This is a genomic window from Stenotrophomonas sp. 10N36, from assembly GCF_056395005.1.
In genome coordinates this window covers 1-19,750 of record NZ_JBFTIS010000028.1, presented here as the reverse complement: position 1 = coordinate 19,750, position 19,750 = coordinate 1, and the positions used below count along the sequence as shown (strand labels likewise).

Here is a 19,750-nt window from a genome sequence, read left to right as displayed (position 1 = left end):
GCGCGCAGTAATGGGGTGGGCCGTCCGGAAGGCGGCAACGCGGTCGCTGGCTATACTAGCGCACCCCTCCTGCAGGCAAGAATCCGCCGCATGTCCGTCACCACGAACGTTGCCATCACTTTCCAGGGCCTGATCCAGACCCTCAACCAGTATTGGGCGCAGCAGGGCTGCGTGCTGATCCAGCCGCTGGACCTGGAGGTCGGTGCGGGCACCTTCCACCCGGCCACGTTCCTGCGCTCGATCGGTCCGGAAAGCTGGAATGCCGCGTACGTGCAGCCCTCGCGCCGTCCCACCGATGGCCGCTATGGCGAAAACCCGAACCGCCTGCAGCGGTATTACCAGTACCAGGTGGCGATGAAGCCCAGCCCGGACAACATCCAGCAGCTGTACCTGGATTCGCTCAAGGCGCTGGGCATCGACCCGCTGGTGCACGACCTGCGCTTTGTCGAGGACAACTGGGAATCGCCGACGCTGGGCGCCTGGGGCCTGGGCTGGGAAGTGTGGTTGAACGGGATGGAAGTCACCCAGTTCACCTATTTCCAGCAGGCCGGCGGCCTGGAGTGCAAGCCGGTGCTCGGCGAGATCACCTACGGTCTGGAGCGCCTGTGCATGTACCTGCAGAACTGCGACAACGTCTATGACCTGATCTGGACCTACGGTCCGGATGGCACCCCGGTCACCTACGGCGATGTGTACCTGCAGAACGAGATCGAGCAGAGCACCTACAACTTCGAATACGCCGACGTGGAGGAAATGTTCCACCGCTTCGATGCCTGCGAAAAAGAAGCCCAGAAGCTGGTCGATGTGGGCCTGCCGCTGCCCGCCTATGAGCAGGTCTGCAAGGCCAGCCATGCGTTCAACCTGCTGGACGCGCGACGCGCGATCAGCGTGACCGAGCGCCAGCGCTACATCCTGCGCGTGCGCGCGCTGGCCCAGGCGGTGGCCAAGCTGTACGAGGCCAAGCGCCTCGAAGCGGTCGCGTCCAAGGAGGTGCAGGCATGAGCACGATGCTGCCGCTGCTGATCGAACTGGGCACCGAAGAATTGCCGGTGAAGGCGCTGCCGGGCCTGGCCCAGGCCTTCTTCGATGGCGTCGTGGACGGCCTGGCCAAGCGTGGCGTGGCCATCGAACGCGGCGATGCCAAGCCGCTGTCGACCCCGCGCCGCCTGGCCGTGCTGCTGCCCGGCGTGGCCGTTGAACAGCCCGAACAGCACAGCGAAGTGCTGGGCCCGTACCTGAACATCGCGCTGGATGCCGAGGGTCAGCCGACCAAGGCGCTGCAGGGTTTCGCGGCCAAGGCCGGGATCGACTGGAGCGCGCTGGAACGCACCAGCGACGCCAAGGGCGAACGCTTCGTGCACCGTTCCACCACCCCGGGCGCGCGCACCGCCGCGCTGCTGCCGGAGATCCTGCGCGAGGCGATCGCGGCGATGCCGATCCCCAAGCCGATGCGCTGGGGCAGCCATGCCTATGGCTTCGCGCGTCCGGTGCATTGGCTGGTGCTGCTGCACGGCACCGAGATCATCGAGGCCGAGGTGCTGGGCCTGAAGGCCGACCGCATGAGCCGCGGCCATCGTTTCATGCACGACAAGACCGTGTGGCTGTCCTCGCCGGAGGACTACATCAGTTCGCTGCAGGCCGCCTTCGTGCTAGTGGATGCCGACGTGCGCCGTGCGCGCATCGTCGAGCAGGTCAACACTGCCGCGGCCACGGCCGGTGGCCAGGCGCGGATCACCGAGGACAACCTGCAGCAGGTGGTCAACCTGGTGGAATGGCCGGCACCGGTGCTGTGCAGTTTCGAGCGCGAGTTCCTGGCGGTGCCGCAGGAAGCGCTGATCGAAACCATGGAGATCAACCAGAAATTCTTCCCGGTGCTCGATGCCGGCGGCAAGCTGACCGAGAAGTTCATCGGCATCGCCAACATCGAATCCAAGGACGTCAACGAGGTGTCCAAGGGCTACGAGCGGGTGATCCGCCCGCGCTTCTCCGACGCCAAGTTCTTCTTCGACGAGGACCTCAAGCAGGGCCTGGAATCGATGGGCGACGGCCTGAAGACCGTGACCTACCAGGCCAAGCTGGGCAGTGTGGCCGACAAGGTCGGCCGCGTGGTGGCGCTGGCCGGGGTGATCGCCCCGCAGGTGGGCGCCGACCCGGTGCTGGCCAAGCGTGCCGCACTGCTGGCCAAGAACGACCTGCAGTCGCGCATGGTCAACGAGTTCCCGGAGCTGCAGGGCATCGCCGGCCGGCATTACGCGCTGACCGGCGGTGAGTCGCCCGAGGTTGCGCTGGCCATCGACGAGGCCTACCAGCCCCGCTTCGGCGGCGATGACATCGCGCTGTCGGCGCTGGGCAAGGTGCTGGCCATTGCCGAACGTCTGGACACCCTGGCCGGTGGGTTTGCCGCGGGCCTGAAGCCGACCGGCAACAAGGACCCGTTCGCGCTGCGCCGCAATGCACTGGGGCTGGCCCGTACGATCATCGAGAGCGGGTTCGACCTGGATCTGCGCGCGCTGGTGGACAGCGCCCTGGCCGGCCTGCCGACCGCCGTGCAGCCCAGTGCCGAGCGCAAGACCGACGCGCTGCCGCAGGAGCTGTACGACTTCATCCTGGACCGCCTGCGCGGCTACTACGCCGACAAGGGCGTGCCGGCCACGCACTTCAACGCGGTGGCCGAGCTGAAGCCGGCGTCGCTGTATGACCTGGACCGTCGCATCGACGCCATCGGCATCTTCGCGGCCCTGCCCGAAGCCGATGCGCTGGCCGCGGCCAACAAGCGCATCCGCAACATCCTGCGCAAGGCCGAGGGCGACATTCCCGGCATGGTCGACCCGGCGCTGCTGGCCGAGCCGGCCGAAAGTGAACTGGCCGAGGCGGTGGAAGCGGCCATCGACGACAGCAACGCCAGCCTGCACCACAAGGACTACGTGAGTGTGCTGAACCGCCTGGCGCGCCTGCGCCCGCAGGTGGATGCGTTCTTCGATGCGGTGATGGTCAATGCCGAGGACCCGGCGCTGCGCGGCAACCGCCTGGCGCTGCTCAAGCGCCTGGGCGACCGCCTGGGCAGCGTGGCGGCGATCGAGCACCTGTCCAGCTGATCCGGGGCGGCCTGGCCGCGCCTGCTGGCTTGAACGCGCCCGGTCTGTCCGGGCGCTTTTTTTGGATTCTTCGCCCCTGTGAGGGGCAAGCCGAAACGTGCTTGACGCTTTCCAGGCGAAGCCGTCGGCATGTCGGGCGCTGGGCCCCGATGCCCTTTCCGGCGAATGTCCTCCGGCGTCGGCCTGCGGCCGCCCCCTCCCCCTTTATTTCGCCTCCAAGGGCATCGGGGCCCAGCACCCGACCCACCGACCACCTCCTCCACCTGCGCACCGCAAGCCGAGTCCCGTAGCGGCCGGTAGGCTCCTGGGCAAAATAAAGGAGGAGGCCGCCACGCGGCCGGGGGACATTTGCACCAGGGGTCTACCGGCTGCTACGGGGCCCTCACGCTCGCGACCATCCCGATCGGAGACGCCGATCCAAACGTCACCTGGCACACCCGACCACCCGCGTAGCGTCGTGCTCATGCTGCGACAGCCCTTGCAACAAGACGCTCCCCGCAGATGGGAGACGCGCCTTTCTTTGCGCGCGGATGCCGGCGTGGTGTGTCGGTTTGAGCAGGCTGCCGGCATCGAACACGCTGGAAACCGCCAAAGTCGACACGGTGGGCGATTTTTACGACTTCTTCACCGTCGTTCTGAACGACCCGGTCGGATTTCGCATGGTCACGATGGGCCGTTATGCTGTGCGCATGCAGCCAAAGAATTACGCCCTTCCCCTGATGTTCCTGTCGCTGGTCACCGCCTCGGTGGCACACGCACGCGGAACCATCGACAAGGTGGAAATCAAAGGACTGGACAAGGGCGACGACGCCGAGATGATCGAGAACATCGAGGTCTCGCTGTCCCTGTACGACACCATCGGCAAGCCCCAGGGCGAGTCGCGGCTGGAGTATCTGTTGTCCCAGGCCGAGCGCCAGACCCGGGAAGCCCTGGAGCCGTTCGGCTACTACAACCCGGTGATCAAGGTGGACAGCCCGCGCGAGGGCGAGAACCTGCGCGTGGTGATCCAGGTCGACAAGGGCCCGCCCACGCTGGTGCGCCGCGAGCATATCGACATCACCGGCCCGGCGCAGCTGGACCAGTACCTGCAGGAAGATCTGGAGAAGTTCAAGCCGCGCAAGGGCCAGCGTTTCGAGCATACCCAGTACGAAGCCAGCAAGATCACCGTGACCCGGCGCCTGGCCGAGCGCGGCTACTTCGATGCCGACTACACCCAGCGCCAGGTGCAGGTCACCCGCGCCGACAATGCCGCCGACATCGACCTGACCTGGGACAGCGGCCGCCGTTACAACATGGGCGATATCCGCTTCCACCAGGACTATTTCGTCGACAAACTGTTCGACCCGCTGGTGTACTGGGAAAAGGGCAGCTATTTCCACGAAGGCAAGCTGGACCGCCTGCGCGAGTCGCTGACCAAGCTGGACTACTTCAGCGTGATCGACATCCAGCCCCGCCCGGACCAGGCCGATGCCAACGGCGATGTGCCGGTGGACGTCAACCTGACCCGCGCCAAGCGGTCGATCTACACCGCCGGCCTGAGCTACGGCAGCGAAAGCGGCGCCGGTGTGCGCGGCGGTCTGGAACGGCGGTTCCTGAACAACCGCGGCCACAAAATGAACACCCAGCTGGACTATGCGCAGAAGCGCAAGAGTCTGGTCACCAGCTACCGCATTCCGGCCTTCGCCTGGCTGGATGGCTGGTACGCCTTCACCGCCAGTGCCTACGATGAGCAGACCGACTACATCGACCTGCGCAACTTCAAGCTGTCGGCCAGCCGCAGCGGTGAAATCAACGAGCACTGGACGGCGATCGCCTCGATCAACGCGCTGCGCGAGCGCTGGCGCTACGCGTCGGGCACCGAGTTCAACGATGCGCTCTACACCACCTCTACGCTGGTCTACCCGCAGCTGGTGGCCGACTACGTCAACGTGGACGACGAGCTGTTCCCGCGCCGCGGCATCAGCGGCAGCGCGACGCTGCGCGGTGGCGTGGAAGGCGTGGGCTCGGACACCAGCTTCGTGCAGGCCAACATGGTGCTGCGCTGGTACGTGCCGATCGGCGACAGCGACCGCCTGATCCTGCGCGGCGAAGGCGGCACCACCTGGACCAGTGACCTGGTGGCGATGCCGCCCAGCCTGCGCTTCTTCGCCGGTGGCGACCGCAGCATCCGCGGTTACGCGTTCCGCGAAGTGGGGCCGCGTACGCCGGCGCCGGACAAGTTCGCGCTGGGTGCCAAGAACCTGGTGGTCGGCTCGGCCGAGTATGAGCATTACTTCAAGGGCGGCCCGTGGGGTGCGGCGGTCTTCGTCGACACCGGCAGCGCGTTCGACAACACCATCGACCTGCACACCGGCGTGGGCTTCGGCGTGCGCTGGAAATCGCCGGTGGGCCCGGTGCGCGTGGATATCGCGCACGGCCTGAACGATCCGGATTCGCAGTTCCAGCTGTACCTGAACATCGGAGCGGACCTGTGAGCACGCCGACCCCGTCCGCACCCGCCACGCCGCCGCCGCCGCGCGTGCGTTTCTACCGCAAGCGCCGCTTCTGGGCGTGGTCCGGCTTCACCGTGCTGGGCCTGGTGCTGCTGGCGCTGTTGTTGCTGTACTGGCTGCTGCAGACCGTGGCCGGTCGCGACGTGCTGCTGGCCCAGGTGGTGGCGCGGCTGCCGGTGGGCGCCACGTTGAAGTGGAGCAAGGTCGATGGCCCGGTCGCCGGGCCTCTGGTGCTGCATGACCTGGATTTCCGTTACGACGATATCCACTTCACCGCCGAGCGCGCCTACCTCGATCCGGACATCCGCCCGCTGCTGGGGCGCAAGCTGCAGCTGGACGCGCTGCAGCTCAAGAACGCCTCGCTGAACCTGGCCAAGAGCGATGAGCCGTTCGAACTGCCGTCGTGGCCGGACTCGCTGCCGCAGATTGAAATGCCGCTGGCGATCCAGGCCGACACCATCATCATCGATGGCTTCCGCATCACCCAGGCGCAGCAGCCACTGATCGACATCACCACGCTGCGCGGCGGGGTGGAAATTGCCAATGGCGAATTCCGCGCCAGCCAGCTCAAGATCGACAGCGACCTGGGCGACTTCCGCGTGGACGGGCGTTACCTGCCACGCAGCGACTACGACACCGACATCACCATCGGCGCGCGCCTGCCGGCGCCGCTGGGGCGCACGCCCGCGCGGCTGGGCCTGGTGGCACGCGGCGACCTGGGCCATATGGAAGTGGCGGTGGCCGGCAACGCGCCGGCGCCGCTGCAGGCAAGCGTGGTGTTCGACGGCCGCACCGACCCGGTGTGGACGGCCAGCGCACGTACCCGTGAGTTGGATCTGTCGCTGCTGGTACCGGGCATGGATGCCAGCACCAGCATGCCGATGGCGCTGGAGTTCAAGGCCGACGGCAAGGGCGGCCAGGCCAACCTGCAGGGCAGCTTCAAGCAGGGCGACATCGCGGTGGAACTGGCACCGTCCAAGGTGGGCCTGGCCGACCAGGTGCTGACCGTGGCGCCGCTGCAGGTGAAGGCCTTCGGTGGCCAGGCACGCCTGCAGGGCAAGGCGGATTTCACCGACAAGGAAAACGCCAGCCTGCGCTTCTCGATCGTGGCCAACGACCTCACCTTCGTGCCGGCCGCCGATACCACCACCGCCGGCGCCGCCGCGCCGGTGCCGGTGACGCTGAAAGAGGCGCGGATGGGCCTGGCCGGCACGCTCAAGAACTGGGCGGCGGTAGGCAATGCCTCGGTGGAGCGTGAAAAGCAGACCGCCGACCTGACCTTCGATGTGCGCGGCAACGACCAGGCGGCGTCGATCAAGCAGTTGCTGGCCAGTACCCCGGGCGGGTCGCTGGACGTCACCGGCCAGGTGGCGTGGGCACCGCAGCTGGACTGGGACGTGGCCGCCAAGCTGGCCGGATTCGACCCGGGCTATTTCGCACCGGGCTGGGACGGCAAGCTGTCCGGCGCACTGGCCTCCAAGGGCCGGCAGTTGCCGCCGCCGGCCGGCAGCCCGGCCGGTACCGCCGGCGCCTACGAAGCCACCGTGGACGTGCCCGGGATCAAGGGCATGCTGCGCAAGCGCACGGTGGACGCACAGGGCAAGTTCGCGCTGCGCGGTGAGCAGGGCGAGGGCAACGTGAAACTGGCGGTGGGCAACAGCCGCCTGACGGCCAAGGGCTCGGTGGGTGACCGGCTGGATATCGACGCGCAGCTGGAGCCGGTGAACCTGGACGACCTGCTGCCGGGCAGCACCGGCAGCCTGCGCGGCCACGTGCTGGTGAAGGGACCGCGCACCGCGCCGGACATCAGCGCCGACCTGGTGGGCAACGGCCTGCGCTGGAACGACTGGAGTGCCGAGGCGATCAGCATCAAGGGGCGCCTGCCGTGGCAGGGCGACAGCGGCACGTTGGCGGTGCAGGGCCGCAAGGTGCAGGTCGGCATGCTGCTGGACACGCTCAACGTGGATGCGCGCGGCAGCCTGTCCAACCTGCGCCTGGATGCGCAGACCAGGAACGAACTGGGTGCGGTCGCCCTGAGCGGTGGCGTGCGCCAGCAGGGCCAGGCCTGGCGCGGCGACCTCACCGCCCTGCGCATCGCGCCGGTCAAGGGCGATGCGTGGAGCCTGCGCGCGCCGGCCACCTTCGGCGTGCAGGGCAGCAATTTCACCCTCAGCGATGCCTGCCTGGGCGCAGCCACTGGCGGGGCGTTGTGCGCCAGCGCCAACTGGCCGCGCGAAGGCCTGCTGGTGCGGGGCGATGCACTGCCGCTGGCGCTGGTGCAGCCGTGGCTGCCACCGCAGTCGGGACGGCGCATGTACCTGCGTGGCGAACTGACCCTGGATGGCCGCATCCGTCCGCGTGGCAACGCCTTTGAAGGCAACTTCAAGGTGGCCTCGATGGAGGGCGGCATCCGCCTGGGCGACAACGCACGCGGTGAACTGGTGCGCTACGACCACTTCTCCGCCGACGTGGAAATGACCCAGGCGCAGATCAACGCCAAGCTCGGCGTCGGCTTCCAGGGCGACGGCTTCGTCGACGCCAAGGTCCAGACCGGGTGGGATGCCAATGCGCCGCTCACCGGCGAGCTGTACATGAACATCGCGCGGCTGTACTGGTTGGAGCTGTTCTCGCCGGACATCGTGCGCCCGACCGGGCTGATCGAAGGCCACGTCAGCCTGCGCGGCACGCGCGGCACGCCGTCGCTGGGCGGTGAGGCCACGCTGAGCAAGTTCAAGGGCGAGTTCCCGGCGCTGGGCCTGACCTTCGATGAAGGCAAGGGCAGCTTCACCGCACAGCCAGATGGCTCGGCCAAGATCACCGCGCAGGCCAATTCGGGCCAGGGCACGCTGTTCGTCGATGGCGGGCTGTCCTGGTTCGGCGATGCGCAGCCGTTGCAGCTGCACATCCACGGCGAGAACGTGCTGCTGGCCAATACCCCCGAACTGCGCGTGATCGCCAACCCGGATCTGGATTTCACCCTGGCCGGCACCGCCATGCAGCTGCGTGGCAGCGTGCATGTGCCCGAGGCCGATCTCGACCTGGAACGCCTGGACCGCGGTACCTCCGTGTCCGAGGACGTGGTGGTGCTGGACCCGGTGGATCCGGAAGAAACCCCGACCTCGCCGCTGGACATGGACCTCACCGTCAGCCTGGGCGACAAGGTCAAGATGAGTGGCTTCGGCCTGAAGGGCGCGCTGGGCGGCAAGATGCAGGTGTGGTCGCGCCCGGGCCGGGAGATGACCGCAAACGGCGGGCTGGAAGTCAGCGGGCGCTACAAGGCCTATGGCCAGGACCTGACCATCACCCGCGGCAACCTCAGCTGGAACTACAACGCGGTGGCCGATCCGCGCATCAACATCCGCGCCGAACGCACCATCGGTGACGTGGTGGCCGGTATCGATGTCAGCGGCCGTGCGCAGTCGCCGCGGGTGGATGTGTGGTCGACCCCGGCGATGTCGCAGTCCGAGGCGCTGGCCTACCTGGTGCTGGGCCGCAGCTTGACCGGCGCCAGCAGCGACCAGGCCCAGCAGGTCAACGCGGCGTCGGCGGCGATCTCGGCCGGCAGCGGCCTGCTGGCCTCGCAGCTGGGCGCCAAGCTCGGCCTGGACGATGCCGGGGTGAGCCAGTCGCGTGCGCTGGGCGGCTCGGTGATCGGCGTGGGCAAGTACATCTCGCCCAAGCTGTATGTCGGCTACGGCGTATCGCTGGTCGGCAGCGGCTCGGTGCTGACCCTGAAATACCTGCTGCGGCGTGGCTTCGACGTGGAAGTGGAATCGAGCACGGTGGAAAACCGCGGCTCGTTGAACTGGCGGCGCGAAAAGTAGCCGACATGACCGCGCGTGCGCGGTCATGCCAGGCTGGGGGCCGCAGCGGGGTCGGGGCTACCGGTCCCGCTGGCGGCGCCAGCGCAGCTGGTCCCGGTGGCTGAACAGGTCGGCGGCCCAGTAGCCGATGGCCGTCATCAGCCCCAGGAACACCGTGGCCATGCCCACGACCCGGCCGATCAGGGTGAATACGCCCGAGGGCACCAGCTGGCCACGGCGCGTGTGATAGCGCCACTGCGCCAGGCCCGTCGCCACCCAGGTCAGCCACCAACAGCCGACGATGCCCCAGAAGGGATCCTGCAGCCGGTTGATGGTCAGCCACCAGAGGCCGAAGGTCGCGCCGATCAGCAGGGGCAGGGCCAGAATACGCAACCACGGCAGCGCAACCGGTGCATCTTCCGGAGCCCCCTGCCAGGCATGCACGAAGCGGTAGGCGGTGCGGGCGGCAAGGAAGATCACCGGGGCCAACAGGGTGCCCAGCACCGCCAGGGGGGTGCGCACGCGGCTGTCCACGTCGGCGAGTATCCAATCCACCACATCGCTGCCGGCCCACACCGCCCCGCATAGGCACAGCGCCAGCAGCCCCCCTACCGCGACGCCGCGCAGCAGCCGGGCCTGCAGGGCAACGCGACTGAATTCATCGGTCATGGCCGACCAGAAGGTGGTCTGGCCGGCGTCGATGCCCATCGGCAGCGGAACGCCGGGGTGGCAGCCCAGCACCGCCATGAGGGCGGCCACGTGCTCGGTCCGCGACGGCAGCAGCGCCGACAGCAGGTTACGCAGGGGTGTACGTGGCTGTTGCAGCAGCGCCAGCCGCGCCGTGGTTTCTTCGGGGGTGAGCCAACCGCGGATGCGGCCGGTAAGCAAGGCGGTCAGGGCCCGGCGCTGGGCCGGTTGCAGCATCCACGCCTGGTCGGCCCGCTCCCGCCGCCACTGCAGCTCGCGCGGGTCCAGCCCGCTGGCGATGTCGTCCCAGCCGAACGCGCGATACAGCGCATCCACGTTGTACTGCGACATCGGCGCGCGTTCGTCGCGCAGGGCCTTGAGCACCTCGGCGGCGATGTCATCGCGGGTGTCCAGCGACCAGCGGTGTGCCTGGGTCCTGAGCCATGCCGGGAAGTCTTCCGGGGGACAGCTGGCCGCGGCGTGCAGCAGCGCATCCGCAGCTTCTGCCGGCAGCGGCTGGGCTGGCACGGGCAGGTCCACCCGATGGGCGGCGGCAGGGACGGCGGCCATCGGTGCGGCAACCGTGGCCACCGCGGGCGCGGCCTGCCCGGGCGCACTGCTGCCCTCCGCATCGGCCCAGTTGCTGTCCGGGTTGTCGTCGTCGGCCGAGGCGCGGCATCGCGCCAGTGCGTGCTGGTAAGCGTCGTGCAGCTGCTGGAATGCCGTCGCATCCTCGTCCGGCCGGGTCTGCTTGAGCGCGCGCGCATAGGCACGCTTGACCGCGCGTTCGTCGCCATCCGCCGCCAGTGCCCACAGCTCGGCGGCGATGCTCATGCCATGATTTCCAGGTCGTCCATGGCGGTGGCAAAACGCTGGCGATCCTGTTCGATCAGGGCCAGGTCCTGGCTTTCCAGCCGGCTGCGGAACTGCGCGATCCACTCCTGCAGGGTCGACCGCAGCGCGACGTGTTCTTCGTACAGCCGTTCGGCGCGGGTCAACAGGGCCAGGTTCTGCTGCTGCTCGCGCGGATGGATCTTCAGTGCGTCAAGCTTTGCCAGGCGCTCACGGATCTGTGCGTCGTCGAGCAGGCCGGGGTTCTGTTCGATCAGCAGTTCATGCCGCTGGCCGGTGGCCGACTCGGTCACCTCCACCTGCAGCAGGCCGTTGATATCGTAGGTGAAGCGCACGCGTACCCCGGCGCTGCCCTTCCCGGCGGTGAGCGGTACGTTGATTTCGCCCAGCTTGATGTTCTTGTCCACCATCGGGCTCTCGCCCTGGTAGATGTCGATGCGCACCTGCTTCTGCTCGTCCTGCATGGGGAAGAACTCATCCTCCCGGCTCACCGGCACCACTGCGTTGCGCGGAATGATGGGATGGAAGTAGCCGGTCTGGACCTGATGGCCCACCCGGTGGGCGACCTGCGTGCCCAGGGTGTAGGGGCACACGTCGGTAAGCACCACTTCCTCCAGCGATGCATCGCGGCTTTTCAGGCCGGCCGCCACAGTGGCGCCCAGCGCGATGGCCTGGTCGGGATGGATGTGGCGCAGCGGCAGGCGGCCGAACATGCGGGTGACCAGCCGGGCCACCATCGGCATGCGTACCGCACCGCCCACCAGCACGATGTCGTCCAGGTCGGCCGGCTTGAGCCGCGCATCGCGCATGGCGCGTTCGATCGGCGCGCGCATTCGCTGCAGCAGCGGCTCGGCAAGCTGGGCGAACTCGGCTTCCTCCAGCTGCCAGCGCAGGTCCTCACCGCCCAGCCGGAGCTGCAGCTGGGCGCTGCGTTCGTCGGTCAGGTCGCGCTTGAACTGCTCCAGGCGATGGCGCACCACCGCCGCATCGGCGGCCGCGACGCGGCGCGGGTCGATCCCGTGGCGCGTGTAGAAGGCCTTGACCAGCAACGTGAGGAAATCCTCGCCGCCCAGGTAGTTGTCCCCGGCGGTGGCATGGACTTCCACCACGCCGTCGAACAGCTCCAGGATCGAGACGTCGAAGGTGCCGCCGCCCAGGTCGAGCACCAGCACCCGGCCCTCGCCGGCACGGTCGCGCAGCCCATAGGCCAGTGCGGCGGCCGTGGGCTCGTTGATCAGGCGCTCCACGCGGATGCCGGCCAGTTCGCCGGCCGCCCGGGTGGCCTTGCGCTGGGCGTCGGTAAAGTAGGCCGGCACGCTGATCACCGCTTCGCGCACTTTCTCGCCCAACGCGGCCTCCGCGTCGGCCAGCAGCGAGCGCAGCACCAGCGCGGACAGCTCCTCGGGACGGAACCGGCGTTCGCCCAGGCGCGTTTCGTGGGCGGTGCCCATCAGACGCTTGAAGGTGGCCACGCTGAGCCCCGGATGGGTGACCAGCCGGTCCTGGGCCGGTTTGCCCACCAGCACGGTGTCGCCGTCGAGGCTGACCACCGACGGTGTCAGCAGGTCGCCGTGTGCGTTGGGAAACAGTTCCCCCCCGGTGGCACGGTGCACCCCGATCAGCGAGTGCGTGGTGCCCAGATCGATTCCTACGATCATCTGCAATCCCCTTTGCGAAGCGCCGATTCTAGCCAGCCTCCGCGCATCCTGACCATCGGCCGTTGCCCCTGCCGGGCGCAGCGGCTATGGTCCCGGGCTGTTCTGACGTACCGGAAGTGCCCATGTCGCCACGCAAACCCCTGACCGCCGCCCTGGCCCTTGGCCTGACCCTCGCCGCCGGCGCCCACGCCGATGAAGGCATGTGGATGCCGACGCAGCTGCCGGATCTGGCCAAGCCGCTGAAGGCGGCCGGCTTCAAGGGCAACCCGGCCGACCTGGCCAACGTCACCGCGCCGCCGCTGAGCGCGGTGGTGCGTGCCGGTGGCGGTACCGGTTCGTTCGTGTCCGCCGACGGCCTGCTGCTGACGAACCACCACGTGGCGATGGGCGTGATCCAGTACAACAGCTCGCCCGAGCACAACCTGATCGACAACGGCTTCATTGCCCAGGGTCGCAGCGACGAACGCGCGGCCAACCCGGACTTCCGCGTGCTGGTCACCACCGGTTTCGACAAGGTCACCGACGAGGTGCTGCGCGACGCGCGTGGCAAGACCGGGCGCGCCTATTTCGATGCGGTCGACCGTGCCAGCAAGCAACTGGTGGCCGACTGCGAGAAGGAAGGCAACGTGCGCTGCAGCGTGGCCGACATGTACTACGGCACCGACTTCTACCGCATCCGCCAGCTGGAGCTGAGCGACGTGCGGCTGGTGTACGCGCCGCCGCGTGCGATCGGCAACTACGGCGATGAGATCGACAATTTCATGTGGCCGCGCCACACCGGCGACTTCACCCTGCTGCGTGCCTATGTGGGCAAGGACGGCAAGCCGGCCCCGTACAGCCCGGACAACGTGCCCTACCAGCCACCAGCGCACCTGAAGATGGCCATCGATGGGCCGAAGACGGGCGATTACGCGATGCTGGCCGGCTACCCGGGCATCACCTACCGGCACCGCACCGCCGCCGAGTTCGCCAGCCAGATCGATGCGGTGCTGCCGCGCCGGGTGGCGGTGTTCCAGCAGATGATCGACACCATCGAGGCGGCTACCGCCAAGGATGCGCAGGCGCGTACCCGCTACGCCTCGCAGCTGCAGTCGCTGAAGAACAACCGCAAGCGCGCCGCCGGCGAGCTGGAAGGCCTGCTGCGCAGCGATGCCAAGACCCAGCGCGCCAGCGATGAAGGCGCGATGCTGAAGGCTACCGACGCCCAATTCCAAGGCGACATCCAGGCGCTGCTGGGCTCGTTGTCGCAGGGCGCGTCGGTGGGTGAACGCGACCTGCTGCTGGACCTGCTGTCGGCGCAGAGCCAGCTGCTGCGTTCGGCGCTGACCCTGGAACGCCTGCGCATTGAATCGGCCAAGCCCGATGCCGAGCGCGAAAGCGGCTACCAGCAGCGCGACCTGGCGCTGATCGAAGGCACCTTGAAGCAGGTGCAGCGTCGCTACTCGCCCGAGGTGGAAAAGGCGCTGCTGACCACGCTGCTGACCCGCTACCAGCAGCTGCCCGAGGCACAGCGCGTGCCCGAGTTCGACGCGGCCTTCGGGCGCACCCCGGCGGCGCTGGCCAAGGCGCTGGACGGCCTGTATGCCAGCACCACGCTGGGTGAGGAACCCCAGCGCCTGTCGCGGTTTGCCGCCGCGAAGGACGGCAAGCCGCTGGCGCGCGACCCGCTGATCGACCTGGCCGGCCCGCTGGTAGCCGCGCAGCTGCGCCTGGACGACCAGAGCAAGGCCCGCGCCGGTGAACAGCTGCGCCTGCGCCCGGCCTACATGCAGGCGCTGTTTGCCTGGCGTGCCAAGCAGGGGCGCGCGGTGTACCCCGATGCCAACCGCACGCTGCGCATCAGCTACGGCAAGGTGGAAGCGCTGTCGCCGCGCGATGCGGTGCATTTCGACCCGGTGACCACCGTGGCCGGCATCGTGGAGAAGAACACCAACGCCTATCCGTTCGATGCACCCAAGCCGCTGCTGGCCGCCATCGCCAAGGGCGACTTCGGCTCCACCGCCGACCCGGTGCTGAAGACCCAGACGGTCAACTTCCTGACCAACCTGGACACCACCGGTGGCAACTCCGGCTCGCCGGTGCTCAACGCCAAGGGCGAGCTGATCGGGCTGAACTTCGACAGCAACTGGGAATCGGTGAGCGCCAGCTGGTGGTTCGACCCGCGCTACAAGCGCGCCGTGCACGTGGACATGCGCTACCTGCGCTGGTTGCTGGCCAAGGTGTACCCGGCGCCCGAGCTGCTGAAGGAAATGGGCGTTCCGGCGGAATGAGCCGGGGCGGGTCACGACCGACGGTCGTGACCTACCGGTTGGGTGGGGCGTGACCGGTCCGGTGGGGCGATGGGCGTCACCGCCCCGGTAGGGCGATGGGCGTCACCGCCCCGGTAGGGCGATGGGCGTCACCGCCCCGGTAGGTGCCCACCGTTGGTGGGCACGCTGCCGGCAATCACGGCCAACCGTCGTGGTCGGCCGGCCGGTTGGGCGGTGGCGATGTTTCCATCACGACCAACGGTCGTGATCTACTGCTGTTTACCCTGACGGAATCACCTCGTGGTCTCCAGCTGGATCCTGCTGTTGGTATCGGTGGCCTATGCCGCGCTGTTGTTCGGCGTGGCGTGGTGGGGCGACCGTCGCCCGATGTACCCCGACCGGCCGTGGCTGCGGCCGGTGGTCTACAGCCTGGCGCTGGCGGTGTACTGCTCGTCGTGGACCTTCTACGGGGCGGTGGGCACGGCGGTGCGCAACGGCATCGGTTACCTGCCGATCTACCTGGGGCCGCTGCTGCTGTGGCTGTTCGGCTGGCGCATCATCGAGCGCCTGGCGCTGATCGCGCGCAGCCAGAACGTGGTGTCCATCGCCGACTTCATCTCCTCGCGGTTCGGGCGCTCGCGGCGGCTGGCCGCGCTGGTGGCGGTGATCGCGCTGATCGGCATCGTGCCGTACCTGGCGTTGCAGTACAAAGCGGTGGCGATGAGCCTGCAGGTGCTCACCGGCAATGTCGGGCCCACCGGTTTCTTCACCGATCCGGCGCTGTACGTGGCGCTGCTGATGGCGCTGTTTGCCACCCTGTTCGGTACCCGCCAGGTGGATGCCACCGAGCATCACCACGGCATGATGCTGGCCATCGCGCTGGAGTCGCTGATCAAGCTGATCGCGATGGTGGCGCTGGGGTTGTTCGCCTACCTGTGGCTCAACGACCGTACCGACGCGGTGCTGGAGTCGGCGCATACGCTGTTTGCCGGGTTGCCGCCGGTCGGATTCATCTCGCAGACCCTGCTCAGTTTCCTGGCCATCATCTGCCTGCCGCGCCAGTTCCACGTGGCGGTGGTGGAGTGCGGCGACGTGCGGGACATCCGCCGCGCGCGCTGGATGTTCGGTGCGTACCTGGTGATCATCTCGGCGATGGTGATCCCGATCGCCACCGCCGGCGTGACCCTGTTCGGCACCGGCGGCAGTGTCGCCGACGACAGCATGGTGCTGGCCCTGCCGCTGGCCGAAGGCCGCAAGTTCCTGGCGCTGGTGGCCTACGTGGGCGGCTTCTCGGCGGCCACCGGCATGGTCATCGTGGCCTCGATCGCGCTGGCCACCATGGTCAGTAACGACCTGGTGATGCCGGTGCTGCTGCGCCGCAGTGGCGACCACCAGGAAGCGGCCGATGTGGCCTCGCGGGTGCTGTGGATCCGGCGCACCGCGATCCTGCTGCTGGCGCTGGCCGCCTACAGCTACTACCGCGGCAGCAGCAATGACAGCACGCTGGCCTCGTATGGCTTGATGGCGTTCGCGGCGGTGGCGCAGTTCGCGCCGGGGTTGATCGGTGGCCTGTACTGGCGCGGTGCCAGCCGCCGGGGCGTGGAAGTGGGCATGCTGCTCGGCTTCGCCACCTGGGTGTACACGCTGCTGTTGCCGGCGCTGACCCATGCCGGCTGGATGGACGCGGCATGGCTGGTGCAGGGGCCGTTCGGCATCGACTGGCTGCGGCCGCAGCGCCTGTTCGGCATGAGCGGCTGGGACCCGTTGACCCACGGCACGTTCTGGTCGTTGCTGGTCAATGCCGCGGCGATGCTGCTGGTGTCGGTACGCTGGCGTCCGGGCGTGGACGAACGCCTGCGCGCGGCGCCGTTCCTGGACCCGTATGCGCAGCGGCCGTCGGTGGCCGGGGCGTGGCCGGGCCATGTGCACGTCGAGGACCTGCTGGCGCTGGCCTCGCGGGTGGTCGGCGACCGCCATGCGCGGCGCTCGTTCTTCGAGCAGGCCCAGTCGATGGGCCGCGAGCTGCAGGCGTCCGCGCCGGCGGACCGGGCCTGGGTGCAGTTCACCGAGCGCCTGCTGGCCGCCTCGATCGGCGCGGCATCGGCGCGCCTGCTGCTGACCAGCCTGCTGCGCGGCTCGGGCATGGACCTGGGCGAAGTGGTGGCGGTGCTGGACGAAGCCGGCCAGGAGCTGCGCTTCAACCGCGAGATTCTGTCCACCACGCTGGAGAACATCAGCGCCGGGGTCAGTGTGGTCGACCCGGACATGCGCCTCACCGCGTGGAACCGACGCTACCAGCAGATGTTCGGCTACCCCGACGGCATGCTCTACGTGGGCCGCCCGGTGGCCGACCTGATCCGCTACAACGCCGAACGCGGCGAGCTGGGCGAGGGCGACATCGACGTGCAGATCAACCGTCGCATCGGCTATATGCGGGCCGGCTCGCCGCACATCTTCGAGCGCACCCGCAGCGACGGCAAGGTCATCGAAATGCGGGGCCAGGCGCTGCCCGGCGGAGGCTATGTCACCAGCTACAACGACATCACCGATTACAAGCACGCCGAAAAAGCGCTGCTGGAGGCCAACGAAACCCTGGAACAGCGCGTGGCCGAGCGCTCGCACGAGGCCGAGGTGGCGCAGCAGTCCAAGACGCGCTTCCTGGCGGCGATCAGCCACGACGTGCTGCAGCCGTTGAACGCGGCGCGGCTGTTCGCCTCCGCGCTGCGTGAGAGCCACCACAACAACGAAGAGCAGCGCCACCTGGCCGAACGCGTGGATGCCTCGCTGCGCGCGGCCGAGGAGCTGCTGGACGGCCTGCTGGACGTGTCGCGGCTGGATGCGGGCGGGCTGCACCCGGTGATCGGCGATTTCGACGTGAGCGTGTTGATGCGCGAGCTGGCCGCGCAGTACTCGCCGGTGGCGGCCGGGCGCGGGTTGCGCCTGGACCTGTTCGCGCGCCCGGCCTGGATCCGCAGCGACCGCCGGCTGTTGCGCCGGGTGCTGCAGAACTTCCTCGCCAACGCGTTGCGCTACACCCGACAGGGCCGGATCGTGCTGGCGGTGCGCCACCGTGGCGACGAGGTGGAGCTGCAGGTCTGGGATACCGGGCCGGGCATTCCCGAGCACCACATGCAGCAGATCTTCGACGAATTCCACCGCTACCAGCAGCCCTTCGACTGGGGCGAGCAGGGGCTGGGGCTGGGGCTGTCGATCTGCCAGCGCATCTCGCGCCTGCTCGACCACCGGCTCAACGCACGCAGCCGGGTGGGCAGCGGCAGCATGTTCTCGATCATGCTGCCGCGGGTGGACGCGCCGGTGCTGCCGCAGTCGGCCCTGGCATCGCCGACGCCCACCCCGACCCGGACCGATTCACTGGCCGGCATGCGGGTGCTGTGCGTGGACAACGACCAGGAAATCCTGGACGGCATGCGCGCGCTGCTCGGACGCTGGGGGGTGGAGGTGATCACCGCCAGCACGGTGGACCAGGCGCTGGAGAAAGTGGATCTGCACCCGGACGTGATGCTGGTGGATTACCACCTGCACGACCGGCTGGACGGCCTGGATACGCTGGTGGCACTGCGCGACAAGGCCGGGCGTGCGATTCCCGGTGCGTTGCTGACCGCCGACGGGCGCGACGAACTGAAGCGGATGGCGCGCGAGCGCGGCTACCGGTTGCTGACCAAGCCGATCAAGCCGGCCTCGCTGCGCGCTTTCCTGGCCGCCTTCCACGCGCCGCGCGGCGACATGTAGCCGCGCGGCGGTGGGGCAGGGCGCATCAGCCCATGGCGCCGCTGAGGTGTTCGTACAGGATGGTCGAGCCGATGATGATCAGGATGATGCCGCCGATGATCTCGGCGCGCTTGCCGACCATGTTGCCCAGCACGCGGCCCAGCATGACCCCGGCGGTGACCATGGTGAACGTGCACAGGCCGATCACCAGTGCCATCACGCCGATGTGGACATCCAGGAAGGCCAGGCCGATACCGACCGCCATCGCATCGATGCTGGTGGCAAAGCCGGTGACGGCCAGCCGCCAGAAACCATGGTGCTTGCTGGTGTCTTCGTCCTCGGCACTGTCATCGGGCCGGATGCCGTTGATGATCATGTGCACGCCCAGCGCACCGAGCAGGCCGAACGCGATCCAGTGGTCGAACGCTTCGACGTACTGCAGGGCGGCGCGGCCCAGCAACCAGCCGATCACCGGGGTGATGGCTTCGATGACGCCGAAGATGAGGCCGGCGCGCAGCGCATCGGGGAAGCGTGGCTTGCGCATGGCCGCGCCTTTGCCGATCGCCGCGGCGAAGGCATCGGTGGACATGGCAAAGCCGATCAGCAGGATCGAAAGGGGGGACATTGAGGTACACGGCAGGTCGGGCGATTGCGAGCAACGGACCGCGAACGCGCCCAACCTGTCGTTGCGCACGCGGACCGCTGGTCTCGCCAACCACGATGGCTACCCGCACCACGGCGCACTGGCCGAGTATGTTGATGCGGGCGATTCCTGCAGCAGGAATCCGGCTACTCCCCAAGGGGACGCGAAGCTTAGCACCGGGGTCACCGGATCGATCATTTACCGGCAATTGCGCAGGCAACGCTGGCTTTCATAGCCTCGGCTATAAGCCGGGGCGGGTAGAGCCGACCGTTGGTCGGCTGCCCTGACCACCGGTAGAGTCGCGCCCCAGCCGACTGCCGAGACGTGTGCAGCATTCGGGAATGGCATGACCTTCAACGAAGCAGACGCCACAGCCGGCGCCGTTCAAACGTCATGCCAATATCGAACGTGGGGGCCGCATCGGCAGTCGGCTGGGGCGCGACCCTACCGGCTGGGGTCAAGCACACCCAGACCGTCGCAGCGTGGATATGCAACCGCCGCACCCTCGACGGGTAGAGCCGCACCCTCGACGGGTAGAGCCG

9 protein-coding genes are annotated in these 19,750 nt (G+C 68.3%); 6 read left to right on the top strand and 3 right to left on the bottom strand.

Annotated elements, in window-relative coordinates; genetic code table 11:
- Positions 1–90 precede the first annotated feature (90 nt).
- The 4 genes from glyQ to AC1DCJ_RS19100 all read left to right on the top strand — a co-directional run bounded on the left by glyQ (position 91) and on the right by AC1DCJ_RS19100 (position 9,411).
- Positions 91–1,002, top strand: a complete 912-nt coding sequence (gene glyQ, locus AC1DCJ_RS19115; protein WP_448136794.1) for a glycine--tRNA ligase subunit alpha — start codon at positions 91–93, stop codon at positions 1,000–1,002.
- Complete coding sequence (gene glyS, locus AC1DCJ_RS19110; protein WP_478071686.1) at positions 999–3,095, top strand: glycine--tRNA ligase subunit beta; 2,097 nt, start codon at positions 999–1,001, stop codon at positions 3,093–3,095. Before glyQ ends, glyS begins: the two co-directional genes overlap by 4 nt.
- A gap of 668 nt (positions 3,096–3,763) precedes the next feature.
- The gene (locus AC1DCJ_RS19105; protein ID WP_137190896.1) at positions 3,764–5,569 is read left to right on the top strand and encodes an autotransporter assembly complex protein TamA; all 1,806 of its coding nucleotides are present in this window, start codon (positions 3,764–3,766) and stop codon (positions 5,567–5,569) included.
- Positions 5,566–9,411 (top strand): translocation/assembly module TamB domain-containing protein, encoded by a 3,846-nt coding sequence (locus AC1DCJ_RS19100; RefSeq protein ID WP_478071685.1) that lies wholly within the window; start codon positions 5,566–5,568, stop codon positions 9,409–9,411. Before AC1DCJ_RS19105 ends, AC1DCJ_RS19100 begins: the two co-directional genes overlap by 4 nt.
- Positions 9,412–9,468: 57 nt before the next feature.
- Here AC1DCJ_RS19100 and AC1DCJ_RS19095 read toward each other — a convergent pair whose 3' ends face one another.
- Together AC1DCJ_RS19095 and AC1DCJ_RS19090 are read right to left on the bottom strand one after the other, a co-directional pair.
- The gene (locus AC1DCJ_RS19095) at positions 9,469–10,911 is read right to left on the bottom strand and encodes a hypothetical protein (RefSeq protein WP_478071684.1); all 1,443 of its coding nucleotides are present in this window, start codon (positions 10,909–10,911) and stop codon (positions 9,469–9,471) included.
- Complete coding sequence (locus tag AC1DCJ_RS19090) at positions 10,908–12,587, bottom strand: Hsp70 family protein (protein ID WP_313247273.1); 1,680 nt, start codon at positions 12,585–12,587, stop codon at positions 10,908–10,910. Before AC1DCJ_RS19090 ends, AC1DCJ_RS19095 begins: the two co-directional genes overlap by 4 nt.
- A gap of 122 nt (positions 12,588–12,709) precedes the next feature.
- Here AC1DCJ_RS19090 and AC1DCJ_RS19085 point away from each other — a divergent pair, with 122 nt between their 5' ends.
- Together AC1DCJ_RS19085 and AC1DCJ_RS19080 are read left to right on the top strand one after the other, a co-directional pair.
- The gene (locus AC1DCJ_RS19085; RefSeq protein ID WP_478071683.1) at positions 12,710–14,857 is read left to right on the top strand and encodes a S46 family peptidase; all 2,148 of its coding nucleotides are present in this window, start codon (positions 12,710–12,712) and stop codon (positions 14,855–14,857) included.
- 279 nt (positions 14,858–15,136) lie between these two features.
- Positions 15,137–18,586 (top strand): hybrid sensor histidine kinase/response regulator, encoded by a 3,450-nt coding sequence (locus AC1DCJ_RS19080; RefSeq protein WP_478071682.1) that lies wholly within the window; start codon positions 15,137–15,139, stop codon positions 18,584–18,586.
- A 25-nt stretch (positions 18,587–18,611) separates the two neighbouring features.
- Here AC1DCJ_RS19080 and AC1DCJ_RS19075 read toward each other — a convergent pair whose 3' ends face one another.
- Entirely contained in the window at positions 18,612–19,190 is a 579-nt protein-coding gene (locus tag AC1DCJ_RS19075) for a manganese efflux pump MntP (protein WP_038685438.1), read from the bottom strand.
- Positions 19,191–19,750 lie beyond the last annotated feature (560 nt).